Below are 15,462 nucleotides of genomic sequence, written 5' to 3'. Positions count from 1 at the left end.
CGTCCCGAATGCTACGTTTGGACCATGACGATTAAGCGATCCCTCATCAACATTCTCGTTACGGCAGTTTTCTGCGGGATTCCCGTAATTGCCGTCGCGCAATCGAGCGTGGACGACCTGTTGGACCGGTTGGCGAATCCCGACCTGCGCAACTGGGAAGTGGTGGAAAACGACGTGATGCAACGCTGGACCCTGTCGGGGTCGGCGACCGCGGATTACCTGCTGCGCCGCGGGCAGGAGGCGCTGGATGCGGAGGATTACGCCGCCGCCTACGATCATCTGACCGCGTTGGTCGACCATGCGCCGGATTTCGCCGAGGGCTGGAGCACCCGGGCGACGCTGTTTTTCGAACAGCAGATGTACGGCCCCGCCATCGCCGATCTGCAGCGCGCCCTTGCCCTGGAACCGCGCCATTTCGGGGCCTTGGCCGGGATGGGCATCATGCTGGAGGATATGGGACAGTATGACGAGGCGTTGGAAGCCTACGAGGCGGCCCATGCTATACATCCCAACCAGCCGGACATATTGAGGCTTCTGAACGGGCTGCGCGTGCAGCTTGAGGGAGAGGCGCTCTGACCGGATCCCCGCCGGGATCGGAGATGCGCAGGTGCCGCGTCGGGACGACGGGCGACGGGATCGCGAAGAAGGATCATTCGACCGATGAAGGATCTTGGAGGCCGGGGTCGCGTTGCCGCCGTTCTGGGCCCGACGAATACCGGCAAGACCCACTACGCCATCGACCGGATGCTGGCCCACCGCACCGGCGTCATCGGCCTGCCGCTGCGTCTTCTGGCGCGGGAGGTCTATGACAAGATCGTCGCGATCCGGGGGCCGTCCGTCGTGGCTCTGGTCACGGGGGAGGAACGGATCGTCCCGCCGCGCACCCAATATTGGGTCTGCACGGTGGAGGCGATGCCGCTGGAAAACGGCGCGGATTTCGTGGCCATCGACGAGATCCAGCTTTGCGCCGATCCCGAGCGTGGGCATGTCTTCACCGACCGGTTGCTCTATGCCCGCGGCCTGCACGAGACGCTGTTCATGGGCGCGGATACGATGCGAAACGCCATCGCCGCGCTGGTGCCGGGGGCGGAATTCCTGCGCCGCGAACGTTTTTCACAGCTTGTGTACGCAGGTTCGAAAAAGATAAGCCGGATGCCCGGACGCAGCGCCATTGTGGGGTTTTCGGTTGAGAACCTCTATGCCACCGCCGAATTGCTGCGCCGCCAGAAGGGCGGTGCGGCGGTGGTGATGGGCGCGCTGTCCCCACGTACGCGCAACGCACAGGTGGAGTTGTACCAGAATGGCGACGTGGACGTGCTGGTCGCGACCGACGCCATCGGGATGGGCCTGAACCTCGACATCAAGCACGTGGCGTTTTCGGGCCTGCGCAAATTCGACGGGCGCAAGATGCGCGACCTTTGGCCCAACGAGTTGGCGCAGATCGCGGGGCGCGCGGGGCGGCATACCGCCGACGGCTCCTTCGGGGTGACAGGGGAGGCGCCGCTGCTGGACGACCAGGTGGCGGAGGCGATTGTGAACCACCGCTTCGCGCCGGTGCGCAAGGTCATGTGGCGCAACTCGGACCTCGATTTCGGATCGGCCGACCGGCTGATCGCCTCTCTCGACGAGGGTACCCGGGACGAATGGCTGCAAAAGGCGCGTCAGGCCGATGATCTGGGCGCGTTCAAGGCGATCAGCGCACGCCCCGAGATTGCGGAGCGCTTGGGCGATGCGCGCGCCGTGCGGCTGTTGTGGGATGTCTGCCGCATTCCGGATTTTCGGGGCATCAGCCACGCGGAACATGCGGAGCTTCTGGGCCGGATCTTCGAATTCCTGCACGAGACCCGCCGCGTCCCGGACGATTGGCTGGCCCGGCAGGTCAAACGCATCGACCGGCCCCAGGGCGATATCGACACCTTGTCGAAACGGCTGGCCTATATCCGCACCTGGACCTATGTGGCGCAGCGGAACGGGTGGGTGGACGATGTTGCCCATTGGCGCGGAGAGACACGTGCCGTAGAAGACCGACTGTCAGACGCGCTTCACACTGCGCTGACACAAAGATTTGTCGACCGGCGGACAAGCGTTTTGCTTCGCCGGTTGAAGCAGAGGGAGAGCCTTGTGGCTGACGTGAACGACCAGGGTGAAGTGAGTGTTGAGGGCCAGGTGCTGGGTCGGATCGAGGGATTCCGCTTCCGCCAGGATGAAACCGCCTCTCCCGACGAGGCCAAGACGCTCAAGCAGGCGGCGCTGGCGGCGTTGAAGCCGGAATTCCACCTGCGCGCGGACCGGATGTACAACGCGCCGGACACCGAGTTCGACCTGACCGAGCAGGGCGGGTTGATGTGGGGTGAACTGGCCGTGGGCAAGCTGACCAAGGGCGATGAGGCGATGAAGCCGGTGCCCGAGGCCTTCGTTGACGAAGAGGCCGGGGAAGAGGTGGTCCAGAAGGTCCAGCGCCGGTTGCAGCATTTCATCGACCGCCGCATCGCCGCACAGTTCGAGCCGTTGCTGGCGATGTCGCGCGACGAAGGTGTGACGGGGCTGGCGCGCGGCGTGGCGTTCCAGCTTCTGGAGAATTTCGGCATCGTGCCGCGCGGCGAGATTGCCGAGGACGTGAAGGCGCTGGACCAAGAGGCGCGCGGCCTGTTGCGCAAGCATGGCGTCCGATTCGGGCAATACACGATCTTCCTGCCTGCCTTGCTGAAGCCCGCGCCGACCCGGTTGCGCCTGGTGATGTGGGGCCTGTGGAAGGGCATCGACGTCTTCCCCGACAGCCCGCCGCCGGGCCTGGTGACGATCCCCGTCGATCCCGCAGCGCCGGAAGGCCACGCGACGATGGCGGGATACAAGCCCGCAGGCCAGCGCGCGATCCGCATCGACATGCTGGAGCGGTTGGCCGACCTTCTGCGCAACGAGAACAGCCGCGCGGGGTTCGAAGCGAACCCGGACATGCTGTCGATCTCGGGCCTGACGCTGGAGCAATTCGCCGATCTGATGGGTGGGTTGGGATACAAGGCCGAAAAGGGCGAGCGGGTGAAGGTGAAGGCCGCGCCCGAGGCCCCGAAGACCACGGACGCCGCGCCGAAGCCCGAGGAGGGTGCGGAGCCCGCGGCATCGACCGCCCCCGAAGGCGCGGATGAGACCCTCTTGCAGGATCTTCCCGGTGATGCGGTCGAAGGTGCTGAAGCGAGGGAAGCCGCGCCGGAACCTGCCCCTGAACCGGCCGCTGAAGACGTTGGCGAGCCCGCGCCGGAAACGGTCGCCGCGCCCGCCGACGACACCCCGCAAGACACAGCGCCGGAGATGGAGGTGTTCTATACCTTCACTTGGGCCCCGCGGGGCCGGGGGGCGGCCCGTCCGCGCCGCGAGGACGGTGGACAACGCGGCGCGCCCAAGGGCAAGCGCAACGAGGGCGGCAAGGGCGGCGGCAAGCGCAACGACCGTGGCAAGGGCGGCAAGCGCCAAGGTGGCGAGCGCGACACCAAGCCGAAGACCTACACGTTCAAGCCCGAGAAATCGGACAAGGTCGATCCCGACAATCCCTTTGCGGCGCTGGCCGCGCTCAAGGACAAGACCTGAGCGAGGCGGCCCCGAAAGATCGCCTCGACAAATGGTTGTGGCAGGCGCGGTTCTTCAAGACCCGCAGCCTCGCCGCGCGCCTGGTGGGCGACGGTGCGGTGCGCGTGAACGGCGAAAAGGTCTCCAAAACCGCGACGCAGGTCAGTGCGGGCGATGTGCTGACCTTCGCCCAGGGCCGCCAGATCCGGGTGATCCGGATCGAGGGCTTGGCGAAACGGCGCGGACCGGCCCCGGAAGCGCAGACGCTCTATACCGATCTGACGCCCGAGGCGGAGCCGGTCGCCCCCCGTGTCGGCCCAAGACCCACCAAGAAGGATCGCCGCGATATGGAGGCGTGGCGCGACGGCGAATGACGCGCGGGTCGCTTGGCGACCTGTCCAGTTTCGTTTACACCCACCTTACAATCCCGTGACGCGGCGATTTCGCCGCCTTGCATCCCCCCTGTCGCTGCCGTAGCAGACCTGCCAATACAACGTTTCGGACCCGCCCATGACCTATATCGTCAACGACGCCTGCATCGCCTGCAAATACACCGATTGCGTGGAAGTCTGCCCCGTCGATTGCTTCTACGAGGGCGAGAACATGCTGGTCATCCACCCCGATGAATGCATTGATTGCGGGGTCTGCGAACCCGAATGCCCCGCCGACGCGATCCGGCCCGACACGGAGCCGGACATGGAAAAGTGGGTGGAGTTCAACCGGAAGTATTCGGAGCTTTGGCCGGTGATCATCACCAAGAAAGATCCCTTGCCCACCGCCGAGGAAATGGACGGCAAGGACGGCAAGATGGAGCTGTTCTCCGAATCGCCGGGCGAAGGGGGATAAACCCCCGATTCGGACAGGGCTGCCCGATGGGTAAGCCTGCCTGACCGAAGCCCATTGCCCATATTTTTAAGGGTCGCAGCCACTTCGGCGCAGCGCGAACTTTAAAACAGGTGCGATTCGTGCTATGTATATGGCAACGTCTATGCCGTATTCGGGACTGCTGCTGGGGAAACCCCGCAATTCTCATCCACGGAAGAAACGAACGCCAACGGGGAGCCTTTGCTTGCCGCGGGTGTTTTTGACGCCTGTATATTGCCCCGACCGGGGCGCTGAAGAGGAAGACAGCCCATGACCAAAGCCCGCAAAGCAATGCCCTTCGGCCCCAATGATTTCGTTGTCTATCCCGCCCACGGCGTGGGCAAGATCGTGTCGATCGAGGAGCAGGAAGTGGCCGGGCTGAACCTGGAGCTTTTCGTCATCGCGTTCGAGAAGGACAAGATGACCCTGCGCGTGCCGACCGCCAAGGCGACCGAGGTGGGCATGCGCCCGCTGAGCGATCCGGCGGTGGTGTCCAAGGCGCTCGATACCCTGAAAGGCAAGGCCCGCGTGAAACGCGCCATGTGGTCGCGCCGCGCCCAGGAATACGAGCAGAAGATCAATTCCGGGGATCTGATTTCCATCGCCGAAGTGGTGCGCGACCTGCACCGCGCCGATGACCAGCGCGAGCAGAGCTATTCCGAGCGTCAGCTTTACGAGGCTGCGTTGGAGCGTCTGACCCGCGAATTGGCTGCCGTGAAAGGCATCGACGAGGCCGGGGCGGCCGCCCATGTGGGCGAGGTCCTGACCAAGCGCGCGGCTTAAGGTCGGCTGCGACCGGGATATCGTTCCGCGCCGAGATTGCCGGTTTTCGCGCCTTGAAGGCGGGAAATTGCTCACAAACCTGTTACGGGTTTCCTGACCCGCCGCGCCCTCGCGGCGGGTTTTTTATTGTGCTAGTACGGAACCCAAGGGAAACGTGGAACGTTTAACGATGGGCCGGAAGGCCCGGAACTGGAAAGGAAGACCCCTTATGAAGAAGATCTTTGCCCCCGTGTTGCTGATTGCCGCCATTGCGGTTTCCGCGTGCCAGCCGCTGTCGCCGCAGGACCGCTCCAACCTCGGCCTTCTGGGCGGCGCCGGTGCCGGCCTTCTGGTCGCAAGCGCGTTCGACGCCAACCCGCAGTGGACGATCCTGTCGACCGTTGCCGGTGCGGCCATCGGTACGCAGGTTGCGCGCAACACGCAGACCGGTCAGTGCGCCTATTCCAACGGTGACGGCACCTACCGCGTCGGCGCCTGCTGATCGCGACTGACTAGAGAACCAGCGCGGCGCAGGTCGCATGGGCGGCAATTTCGCCCAGGACCTGCGCCGCGCCCAACACGTCCCCCGTCTGCCCGCCGATCTTGGCCCGGGCGATGGCGGCGACGCCCGCGCAGGTACATGCGACGACAAGCGCGGCGACGAGGGCCGCCGCGAGGCCCACTGCCAGCGCGGCAGCCACGAGCGCCAAGCCGATCCCCACCGAGACCGACAGAAGCGGCGGCCGCCCGACATGGGCCGCAAGCCCGCTCGCCCGCGCGAACTCCATCCAGCCCATCAGCGCCGCCATCCCCGCCCGGCTGAGCATCGCCGCGGTCACGAGCGCCAGCGGGGCCACGGGCAGAAGCGCGGTCAGCAAGGCCCATCTGAGCCCGAGCGCCACGATCATCGCCAGAACCCCATAGCTGCCCACGCGGCTGTCCTTCAGGATTTCCAGCCGCCGTTCCTTCGTGTGTCCGCCCCAGAACCCGTCCGCGCAATCGGCCAGCCCGTCCTCATGGAGCGCGCCGGTCACGATCAGCCCCGCGGCCAGTGCAAGGCCTGCCGCAACGGGCGCGGGTAGGACGGCAAGGGCTGCAACGCCGATCGCGATCTGCAAGGCCGCCACCACAGCGCCAACAATGGGCCACGCCCAGGACGCCGTTGCCGCGCGCGCGCCGTCGCCGCCGGGCAGGGGCAGGCGGGTCAGGAGTTGGGCGGCGCGGATCAGGTCGCGCGGCTCGATCACGGCCATGTCGGTTTCCACCCTCAGAGAGGCAATTCTGTCGCAGGTCGGTGCGCGTCCCATCCGCTAAACACCAAAGCGACCCATTTGCGCAAGAGATGCCCAGATCATGACAGACACGCCCCGCACCCTCGCCGACCTGAAAGACGCCCTGAAAAGGGCCGCCGCCCCCGAACGTGCCGCCCGCGAGGCGGCGGAGGCGCGCAATGCCGTTCTGACAAAACCCCCCGGCGCCCTTGGTCGGCTGGAGGAGATCGCGATCTGGTACGCGGCCTGGCGCGGGAATGCGCGACCCCGGATCGAAGACCCGCAAGTGCTTGTCTTTGCGGGCAATCACGGGATCGCCGCCCAGGGCGTCAGCGCCTTTCCGGCCGAGGTCACGGTGCAAATGGTCGCCAATTTTGCCGCCGGTGGGGCGGCGATAAACCAGTTGAGCGATCTGGCAGGCGCCAACATGTCGGTCCACCCGATCGAGCTCGACCGCCCGACGGAAGATTTTACCAAGGGCCCCGCCATGTCCGAGGAGGACGTGATGGCTGCCATCGCCACGGGATGGAACGCTGTCGACGACGCGGCCGATTTGTTGGTCGTGGGCGAGATGGGGATCGGCAACACGACCTCGGGCGCGGCGATTGCGCTGGCGCTGTTTGGCGGCGCGGCGGAGGATTGGACGGGCGCGGGCACCGGCGTCGATGCCGACGGCGTGGCCCTGAAGTCCCGCGTCGCGGCGGAAGGATTGGCGGCCAATCCCGGCGCTGCCGACGATCCGCTGGAGGCGTTGCGTTGCCTGGGTGGGCGCGAATTGGCGGGCATGGCGGGCGCGATTGCGCGCGCGCGGGTGGAGGGGATTCCGGTGATCCTCGATGGGTTCATCTGTACCGCCGCCGCCGCCACGCTGGACCGCGCGGTCCCCGGTGCGCTGGATCACGCGATTGCGGGCCATGCCTCCGCCGAACAGGCGCACCGCAAGCTGTTGCATGAACTGGGCAAGGCGCCGCTTCTGGACCTGGGCCTGCGTCTGGGCGAAGGCTCGGGCGGGGCCCTGGCGATCCAGATCCTGAAAGGGGCCGTGGCCTGCCATTCGGGTATGGCGAGCTTCGCGGAAGCGGGCGTTGCGGACGGCTGATCCGCCCGGTTAACCGCCCGATCCGCCGGGGCGGCGCGGCACGCCGCCGCGCCCCAGCCCCGACAGCGCCCCGGCATCGCCGCGGGAGCGTTCGGTGGCGCTGGTGCCATCTGCCTCCTCAGCCATCTGGTCGAGCTGGGTGGCCAGCATGCTTTCGAGATTGTCGCTCATCTCTCGTGTCAGGCGCATGTATTCGGCGTTTTCCGTGACTGGCACGCCGGGCTTCCAGACCTCCGCCAGGGCGCGCAGGTTCTGGCGGTCGTGGCGGTAGAACGCGATCTCCATCTCGTGCGCCTCGTAATCGGTCAGGCCCATATCCTCCAGCACGTAGCGCCCGGCCCGGAGCGAGGCATCGAACATCTCCCGCACGATATGGTCGGCGCCGGCCTCGTAGAGTTCATAGACATGCAAGAGGTCATGGGCGCGGGCGACCACCGACAGGTCCGGGCGCTGTCGCTTGGCGAAGCGCACAAGCTGCACCGCGGATTTCTTGTTGTCGACCGCCACCACGAGGACCTTGGCCGTCTCCAACCCCGCCGCCTTCAGCAATTCCGGGCGCGTCGGATCGCCGAAGAAGCCCTTCAGGCCGAAGCGGCGCATCTGGCGGATCACGTCGAGATTGGCGTCGAGCACAACGGTCTTGTAGCCCGCGCCGCGCACCATGCGGTTCACGACCTGCCCGAACCGTCCGATGCCCGCGATGATGACCGGGGCCTCATCGTCGATCTCGTCGTGTTGCGGGCCATCATCGGCCTCCTCCGTGAAGCGGGTGCCGATCCGTTCGTAAAGGATGAAGCTGAGCGGGGTCAGCAGCATCGACAGCGCCACGACAAGCAACAGGATTTCGGCGATGCGATCGGGGAAAACCGCCTGCTGCACCCCGAATGCCACGAGGACGAAGCCGAATTCCCCGGCCTGGGCCAGGCCAAGGGTAAAGAGCCACCGGTCCCGACCCTGGAGGCGCGCAACCCGCGCGATGCCGTAAAGCACAAGCCCCTTGAGCAGCATCACGGCCAGCGTCAGCCCGATGATCAGGAACGGCATCCCGAAGAGCGTGCCGAAATTGATGCCCGCGCCCACGGTGATGAAGAAAAGCCCCAGCAAGAGGCCCTTGAAGGGTTCGATATCGGCCTCGAGCTCGTGCCGGAACTCCGAATTGGCCAACACGACCCCGGCGAGGAACGCGCCGAGGGCGGGGGAGAGGCCGACCAGCAGCATGAGGTCCGCGATGCCGATCACGATGGTCAGCGCGGTGATGGTGAACAATTCGCGCAGGCGGGCCGTGTGAACGATGCGGAAGAGGTGCGGGATCACGTAGCGCCCGGCCAGGATGATCCCCGCCACGGCGGCGAGCGTCACGAGGGTGACGCCCCAGGCCGGCAGCCCTTCGACCAGGGACATGGAGTGATGCTCCTCATCCGCCGCGCGGTGGATCGAGCCGTCCTCGGTGAAGCGCATCGCCGCTCCGGTGGCCAGAAGCGGCAGGATCGCCAGCGCGGGAATGACGGCGATATCCTGGGTCAGCAGGACGGAGAACGCGCCGCGCCCGCCTGGGGTGGGCATCAGCCCTTTCTCGGTCAGGGTCGTCAGCACGATCGCGGTGGAGGACAGGGCGAGCGTGATCCCCACGGCAAAGGCAAGGGGTGTCGCCAGACCCAGCACCGCGGCGCCGCCCGAAAGGACGACGATCGACAGGGCGATCTGGCTGCCGCCCATCCCGAGCAGCCGCTTGCGCATGTCCCACAGCGCGCGGGGATCAAGCTCCAACCCGATCAGGAACAGCATCAGGACGACACCGAATTCCGCGTAATGTTGCAGGTCCTGTGTTTCGGACCCGACAAGGCCGAGGACGGGGCCGATGGCGATGCCCGCCAGAAGGTAGCCCAGGACCGAGCCAAGGCCGAAGCGCACGGAAATCGGCACCGCGATCAGCATCGCGCCGAGATAGATGACGGCCTGGAGGAGGGTTTCTTCCATGGAGGGATCCGATTTGCGGTTGCGCTGGGGGGAGCTTAGCCGTTGGGGCCGGAACGGGCGAGGAGGGAATGGGGCGGGGGCGCAATGAGTTGAGGATCCGGGTGCGCGTGCGCGCTTGCGCTGGCTGCGCCATCGCCGGGGGCCTCGCGCTGCGCGCTCGGCGGGCGCGCCATAGTGCCGGCGGTTTTCGTGGCAGGGGTCGGAGGGGGCGCGGCCCCCGCGCCCTGAAGGGCGCCCCCCGAGGTATTTCGGAAGCAAAGAGGGCGGGTTTCGGTTCGTTTCGGGGAAAAGGGACTTGTCTTGGACGTGTTGCCGGGTGATCTGGGACGGGCATCGCGGGAGGGGAATGGATGAAACGGTCACGGATCAACGAGATTATGGCGGAGGCGGATGACTTCATCCGGTCGTTTGGATTTGTCCTGCCGCCCTTTGCCTATTGGACGCCGGAGGAGATGGCGGAGAAGCGCGACGTGGCGCGCGCGGTGTTCGAGGGGCGGCTTGGCTGGGACATCACCGATTACGGGCAGGGCAAATACGATGAATTGGGGTTGTTCCTGTTCACCTTGCGCAACGGGCGGCTGAGCGACCTGCAGGCGGGTGGCGGCATGTGCTATGCGGAGAAGCTGTTGATTTCAAACAAGGATCAGATCAGCCCGATGCACCGCCACTATCTGAAAGCGGAGGATATCATCAACCGCGGCGGGGCGAGTTTGGCCATCGAGCTATTCGGCTCCGCCCCCGACGGGTCCTGCGATCCGGAGGCAGGCGGCGTGGTGATGTGCGACGGGATAGCGCGGCGGTTCAAGCCCGGAGAGGTGCTGCTGTTCCGGCCCGGTGAAAGCGTGACGCTGATGCCCGGCGATTGGCACGCTTTCTGGGGCGAGGGCGGTGACGTGCTGATCGGGGAAGTATCGACGGTCAACAATGACGAGACCGACAATTGGTTCCGGGAGCCGATCGGACGTTTCGCGGAGATCGAGGAAGACGTGGCACCGACCCATCTTCTGGCGTCGGATTACGGGGCCTGGATCGAGGCGCGGTGAGGACTGGCGCGAAGACTGCTTTTCGCAGGGCCACGCGAAATGCGCCCGCAGGTTATTCCAGCGCCCGCCAGCCGATATCTTTGCGGAAAAAGCCCTCCGGCCAGTCGATCCGGTCGGCCATGGAATAGGCCAGATCGCGGGCCGATTGCAGGTCCGGCCCCCGCGCCGTGACGTTCAGCACGCGGCCACCGGTGGCGGTGATCGCGCCGTCCTTCGCGGTGGTCCCGGCGTGGAAGACCATTTCCGACGACGTCTCCGGAAGTTCGCCCAAGCCCTTGATCACGCTGCCCTTGTCGTAAGCGCCGGGGTAACCTCTAGCCGCCATCACCACGGTCATCGCGTGGTCGTCGGCCCAGTTGACCTGCGCGTCCGACAACCGCCCCTCGGCGCAGGCCAGCATGAGGTCGAGGGCCTGTCCGCCAAGGCGCATCATCAGCACCTGGCATTCCGGATCGCCGAAGCGGGCATTGTATTCCACGAGCCGGGGCTGGCCGTCCGCGATCATCAATCCGGCATAGAGCACGCCGGTATAGGGCGCGCCGCGCCGGGCCATTTCCGCCATCGTCGGTTCGATGATCTCGGCCATCGCCTTGTCTTGCAGGGCCTGGGTCAGGATTGGGGCGGGGGAATAGGCGCCCATGCCGCCGGTGTTTGGCCCCGCATCCCCGTCAAAGGCGCGTTTGTGGTCTTGCGCGGTGCCGATGGGCAGGCAAGTCTCGCCATCGCAGAGCACGAAGAACGACGCCTCCTCCCCGCCCATGAACTCCTCGATCACCACCTCCGCGCCCGCCGCGCCGAAGGCACCGCTGAACATGTCGTCGATTGCGGCGAGGGCCGCGTCCACGTCCATGGCGACAGTCACACCTTTGCCGGCGGCGAGGCCATCGGCCTTCACGACGATCGGCGCACCACGCTCCCGGATATAGGCGCGGGCCGTGGCGGCGTCGGTGAACCGTGCCCAGGCGGCGGTGGGTGCGCCCGCCGCATCGCACACCTCCTTGGTGAAAGTCTTGGATGCCTCGAGCTGCGCCGCATCCCGCGTCGGGCCGAATGCCAGAAAGCCCGCATCCCTCAACATATCCACAACACCGGCGGCGAGGGGAGCTTCGGGGCCTACGATCACGAAATCAATGGAGTTTTCCGCCGCGAATTCGCAGACGGCGGCAGGGTTTTCCACATCCAGGCTTGAACAATCCGCGATTTGGGCGATCCCGGCATTGCCCGGCGCCACGATCAGGCGGTCGCATTTGGGGTTCTGCAAGACGGCCCAGGCGAGGCTGTGTTCGCGCCCACCGGACCCAAGGATGAGGATGTTCAAAGGCCGCACCTCCCTGCTATGCTTGCGCCAACGCATAACGAGCAGATGAGGGGCGCACAACATGCGAAACCCGGAGCTTTGGGCAAGGCTGACCGACTTCGCCTTCGACAAGGGCCATGGCAGCGCGCCCTATTCCGTGAAGCTTGCGCGCGCAGAAGGGTGGAGCGCGGCCTTCACCGCGCGCGTGATCGAGGAATATCGCCGCTTCCTCTACCTCACCCAGGTGAGCGACAGGCAGGTCACGCCAAGCCGGATCATCGATGCCGCGTGGCACATGCACCTGACCTTCACGCGGGACTATTGGGAGGATCTGTGCCCGAACGTGATCGGGAGGCCGGTTCACCACCAGCCTTGCGCGGGCGAGGAGGAGATGCCGCGTTACCGCGATCAATTCGCCGCCACCAAGGCGCTTTATGAGGCGGAATTCGGGATCGAGCCGCCGGCGGATATCTGGGGGCGCGACGATGCGACCGTGCGGCGGCGGCGCAGGCGGTTGGTGCAGGACGAGACGGGGGCGGGTGTTGCCTCCCCCGTTTTCATCACGCTGGCGCTGTTCCTGGTCAGCCTGTACCTGGTGATGACCGATCCCACACCGATCCTGGTGATCCTGACCGCCGTGACCGGCGTGGCGTTTCTGTTTGTATTGCTCACGCCACGCAGGCGGCGGCGGAACCGCCGGGAACGGATGGAGCGCGACGGGGAGGTCTGGTTCGGGGAGAACGGCGACGGCGGAAGCCGGGGCGGACGGGGCCGCCGCGACGGGAACGATGATCGAAGCACGTCTGGCAGCGCGGACAAAAAGACCTCGGGCGGGTTTGCGGCCTGGTTTTTCGGCGATGATAGCGGTGGCGGCAATGACGGCGGCGGATGCGGTGGATGCGGGGGCGACTGAATGGATGACCTGATCGACGACGAGGGGGCCGCGACCCCCGGCAATGCCCCGGAATTCAGCGTCTCGGAAATCTCCGGCGCGGTGAAGCGGACGGTCGAAGGCGCGTTTTCACACGTTCGGGTAAGAGGGGAAATCGGGCGGCTGAGCCTGCCACGCTCGGGTCATATCTACCTCGACCTAAAGGACGATCGCAGCGTTCTGGCGGGCGTGATCTGGAAGGGTGTCGCCACGCGCATGGCCCACCGTCCGGAAGAGGGGATGGAGGTGATCGCAACGGGCCGCATCACGACGTTCCCCGGCCAATCGAAATACCAGTTGGTCATTGACGATATCCGCCCGGCGGGCGTTGGCGCGCTGATGGCGATGCTGGAAAAGCGCAAGGCGGCGCTCGCGGCGGAGGGTCTTTTCGACGATGCGCGCAAGAAGCCCCTGCCGTTCCTGCCGGAGGTGATTGGCGTCGTCACATCGCCCTCCGGTGCGGTGATCCGGGACATTCTGCACCGCCTGAGGGACCGGTTCCCGCGCAAGGTGCTGATCTGGCCCGTCGCCGTGCAGGGGGAGAAATGCGCCCCCGAAGTGGCGAATGCGATAAGGGGGTTCAACGCGCTGACGCCGGGGGGCGCTGTGCCGAGCCCGGATCTGCTGATCGTGGCGCGGGGCGGTGGCTCGCTGGAGGATCTGTGGGGGTTCAACGAGGAGGCGGTGGTGCGCGCGGCGGCGGAATCTGACATTCCGCTGATCTCCGCCGTGGGGCACGAGACCGACACGACCCTGATTGACTACGCCAGCGATTACCGGGCGCCGACGCCCACCGGTGCGGCGGAGAAGGCCGTGCCGGTGCGCATGGACATGTTGAATTGGGTGCGCCAGCAGGACGGGATCTTGACCCGCGCGGTGACGGGCGGATTGCAGGCAAGGCGGCAGCGGCTGACCGATCTGGGCCGGGCGTTGCCCCGGTCGGACACGCTATTGGATGCCGCGCGGCAGCGGCTGGATCTGTTGGCGCTGCGCCTTGATCCGGCGCTGAAGGGCCGGACGCAGGAGGCGCGCGCGGGGCTGGACCGGCTGTCGGCGCGGCTGGACCCGTCACTGGACCGCGCGGTTGCGAGCAAGAGGCTGGCCTTGGGCCAGAGGGCGGCGGGTCTGAGTGCGGGGCGTTTGAGCAGCCTGATCCGCCAAGGTGCCCGTGATCTGGCGGGATTGAGCGCGCGGCTGGACCCGGCGCGCCTTGCGGCCCGCACGGCGCAGATGGACGACCGGTTCCGCGCCGCCACCCAGCGCCTGTCCCAGGTCGCGAACGCAACGCTTCACCAGCGGCTGGAGCGGTTGCGCGCGCTTGACCGGATGCGCCAGACCCTCGGCTATACGGAAACGTTGCGGCGCGGCTATGCGGTGGTGCGCGCGGGGCAGGGCGTTGTCACGACCAAGGCCGACGCGGCGGGCCACGGGGCGTTGGAGGTGGAATTCGCCGATGGACGCCTGGGCGTTACACCTACGGGTGCCGTGGCGCGGCCCGCGCCCAAGGCAAGACCGAAAAAACCCGATCCCGACACGGGCGGGCAGGGGACGTTGCTATAGGTCGCCTTAGCGTCCCCTGATCCGCGGGTCGAGCGCGTCGCGCAGGCCATCGCCGATATAGTTCACCGACAACACGGTCAGCGAGATCAGGATGCCGGGCCAGATCACCCGCTCCGGATTGGAGCTGAGCCAATCGGTGCCGTCAAAGAGGATACGGCCCCAGGTGGGGAAGTCAGACGGAAAGCCGAGGCCCAGGAAAGACAGCGCGCTTTCGGTGATGATCGCGTTGGCGATGCCGAGGGTGGCGGATACCATGATGGCCGACATCACGTTAGGCAGGATGTGCCGCATGATCATGGCGCTGGGTTTCGTGCCGATGGACTTGGCGGCCAGCACGAACTCCCGCTCCTTCAAGGCCAGCACGTCGCCGCGCACGACGCGGGCGGTCTGCATCCAGGAGGTCAGGCCGATCACGAAGACGATGAGCACGAAGATCCCGCCCTCCGGCCCGAACGCGGAGCGCAGCTGATCGCGGAACAGCATGATGATGACCAGCAGGAGCGGCAGCAGTGGCATGGCAAGGAACAGGTCCGTCAGGCGCATCAGCGGCCCGTCGAGGCGCTGGAAATAGCCCGCGACGACGCCGATCAACGTGCCGAAGAACAGCGCCAGCAGCATCGCGGTCAGCCCCACGGCGATGGAGGTCTGCCCCCCGAACATCAGCCGGGCCAGCATGTCGCGGCCCAACTGGTCCGCCCCCAGGGGATGCGCCCAGGTCAGTTTCAGTCCATAGATCGGGTTGGCGCGGCTGAATTCCACGGGATCGGAGAAACAGGCGGGCATGTCGCGGAACCAGCTTGTCCACCCCTCCACGCTGAACCAGCCGCCGCCAACGCCGAGGCAGGCGAACATATGCCCGGAATTGCGGGCGCGGATGTCGATGAACTGGCTGTCGAGAGTCCAGATCAGCGGGCCGAGATAAACGAAGGCCAGCGCGAAGATGAAGAAGCCCAAGCCGAAGACCGCGCCCTTGTGGGTGCGGAACTGGTCCCAGACGTCGAACCACTGATTGCGCGGCGGGCGTTCCTGGATCATCCGGCTGACGCCGGGATCGGCGAGCGTTGCGGGTTCCATTACCGGGGCGGCGCCTGCGGGCG

The 15,462-nt window shown here is 66.4% G+C and carries 14 protein-coding genes; 10 read left to right on the top strand and 4 right to left on the bottom strand.

All coding sequences use genetic code 11. From position 1 onward, the window contains the following. The first annotated feature begins 24 nt into the window (after positions 1-24). The 6 genes from KUW62_RS12210 to KUW62_RS12185 all read left to right on the top strand — a co-directional run bounded on the left by KUW62_RS12210 (position 25) and on the right by KUW62_RS12185 (position 5,689). A complete protein-coding gene (locus tag KUW62_RS12210) occupies positions 25-576 on the top strand; it encodes a tetratricopeptide repeat protein (protein ID WP_224815745.1) in 552 nt (183 codons plus the stop codon). Between the two features lie 84 nt (positions 577-660). Continuing rightward, entirely contained in the window at positions 661-3,582 is a 2,922-nt protein-coding gene (locus KUW62_RS12205) for a helicase-related protein (RefSeq protein ID WP_224815744.1), read from the top strand. Then, complete coding sequence (locus KUW62_RS12200; RefSeq protein ID WP_224817109.1) at positions 3,579-3,935, top strand: RNA-binding S4 domain-containing protein; 357 nt, start codon at positions 3,579-3,581, stop codon at positions 3,933-3,935. The genes KUW62_RS12205 and KUW62_RS12200 overlap by 4 nt, the downstream gene beginning before the upstream one ends. Before the next feature lie 136 nt (positions 3,936-4,071). Then, entirely contained in the window at positions 4,072-4,407 is a 336-nt protein-coding gene (gene fdxA, locus KUW62_RS12195; RefSeq protein WP_224815743.1) for a ferredoxin FdxA, read from the top strand. Between the two features lie 288 nt (positions 4,408-4,695). Beyond that, positions 4,696-5,208, top strand: coding sequence for a CarD family transcriptional regulator (locus tag KUW62_RS12190; protein WP_224815742.1), 513 nt, complete (start codon positions 4,696-4,698; stop codon positions 5,206-5,208). A gap of 208 nt (positions 5,209-5,416) precedes the next feature. Beyond that, positions 5,417-5,689, top strand: a complete 273-nt coding sequence (locus KUW62_RS12185) for a glycine zipper 2TM domain-containing protein (RefSeq protein WP_224815741.1) — start codon at positions 5,417-5,419, stop codon at positions 5,687-5,689. Between the two features lie 10 nt (positions 5,690-5,699). On the opposite strand, the gene KUW62_RS12180 is transcribed toward KUW62_RS12185, so the two are convergent. Then, the gene (locus tag KUW62_RS12180; RefSeq protein WP_224817108.1) at positions 5,700-6,440 is read right to left on the bottom strand and encodes an adenosylcobinamide-GDP ribazoletransferase; all 741 of its coding nucleotides are present in this window, start codon (positions 6,438-6,440) and stop codon (positions 5,700-5,702) included. 100 nt (positions 6,441-6,540) lie between these two features. On the opposite strand from KUW62_RS12180, the gene cobT reads away from it, so the two are divergent. Next, positions 6,541-7,557, top strand: coding sequence for a nicotinate-nucleotide--dimethylbenzimidazole phosphoribosyltransferase (gene cobT / locus KUW62_RS12175; protein WP_224815740.1), 1,017 nt, complete (start codon positions 6,541-6,543; stop codon positions 7,555-7,557). A gap of 9 nt (positions 7,558-7,566) precedes the next feature. Here the strand turns inward: cobT and KUW62_RS12170 are convergent, their stop codons facing one another. Continuing rightward, positions 7,567-9,534 carry a monovalent cation:proton antiporter-2 (CPA2) family protein gene (locus tag KUW62_RS12170; RefSeq protein WP_224815739.1) on the bottom strand — a complete coding sequence of 656 codons (1,968 nt, stop codon included), beginning with the start codon at positions 9,532-9,534 and terminating at the stop codon, positions 7,567-7,569. 350 nt (positions 9,535-9,884) lie between these two features. Here KUW62_RS12170 and KUW62_RS12165 point away from each other — a divergent pair, with 350 nt between their 5' ends. Then, the gene (locus tag KUW62_RS12165) at positions 9,885-10,577 is read left to right on the top strand and encodes a D-lyxose/D-mannose family sugar isomerase (RefSeq protein ID WP_224815738.1); all 693 of its coding nucleotides are present in this window, start codon (positions 9,885-9,887) and stop codon (positions 10,575-10,577) included. 52 nt (positions 10,578-10,629) lie between these two features. Here KUW62_RS12165 and purD read toward each other — a convergent pair whose 3' ends face one another. Beyond that, on the bottom strand, positions 10,630-11,895 hold the full coding sequence (purD, locus tag KUW62_RS12160; protein ID WP_224815737.1) for a phosphoribosylamine--glycine ligase: 1,266 nt from the start codon (positions 11,893-11,895) through the stop codon (positions 10,630-10,632). A gap of 61 nt (positions 11,896-11,956) precedes the next feature. Here purD and KUW62_RS12155 point away from each other — a divergent pair, with 61 nt between their 5' ends. Together KUW62_RS12155 and xseA are read left to right on the top strand one after the other, a co-directional pair. Then, positions 11,957-12,787: a hypothetical protein gene (locus KUW62_RS12155; protein WP_224815736.1), complete on the top strand. Its 831-nt coding sequence runs from the start codon at positions 11,957-11,959 to the stop codon at positions 12,785-12,787. Beyond that, a complete protein-coding gene (gene xseA, locus KUW62_RS12150; protein WP_224815735.1) occupies positions 12,788-14,365 on the top strand; it encodes an exodeoxyribonuclease VII large subunit in 1,578 nt (525 codons plus the stop codon). A gap of 6 nt (positions 14,366-14,371) precedes the next feature. On the opposite strand, the gene KUW62_RS12145 is transcribed toward xseA, so the two are convergent. Beyond that, entirely contained in the window at positions 14,372-15,439 is a 1,068-nt protein-coding gene (locus KUW62_RS12145) for an ABC transporter permease (protein WP_224817107.1), read from the bottom strand. Positions 15,440-15,462 lie beyond the last annotated feature (23 nt).

Source organism: Hasllibacter sp. MH4015 (assembly GCF_020177575.1).
Lineage (GTDB): Bacteria > Pseudomonadota > Alphaproteobacteria > Rhodobacterales > Rhodobacteraceae > Gymnodinialimonas.
This window is presented reverse-complemented; position numbering and strand designations above follow the sequence as displayed.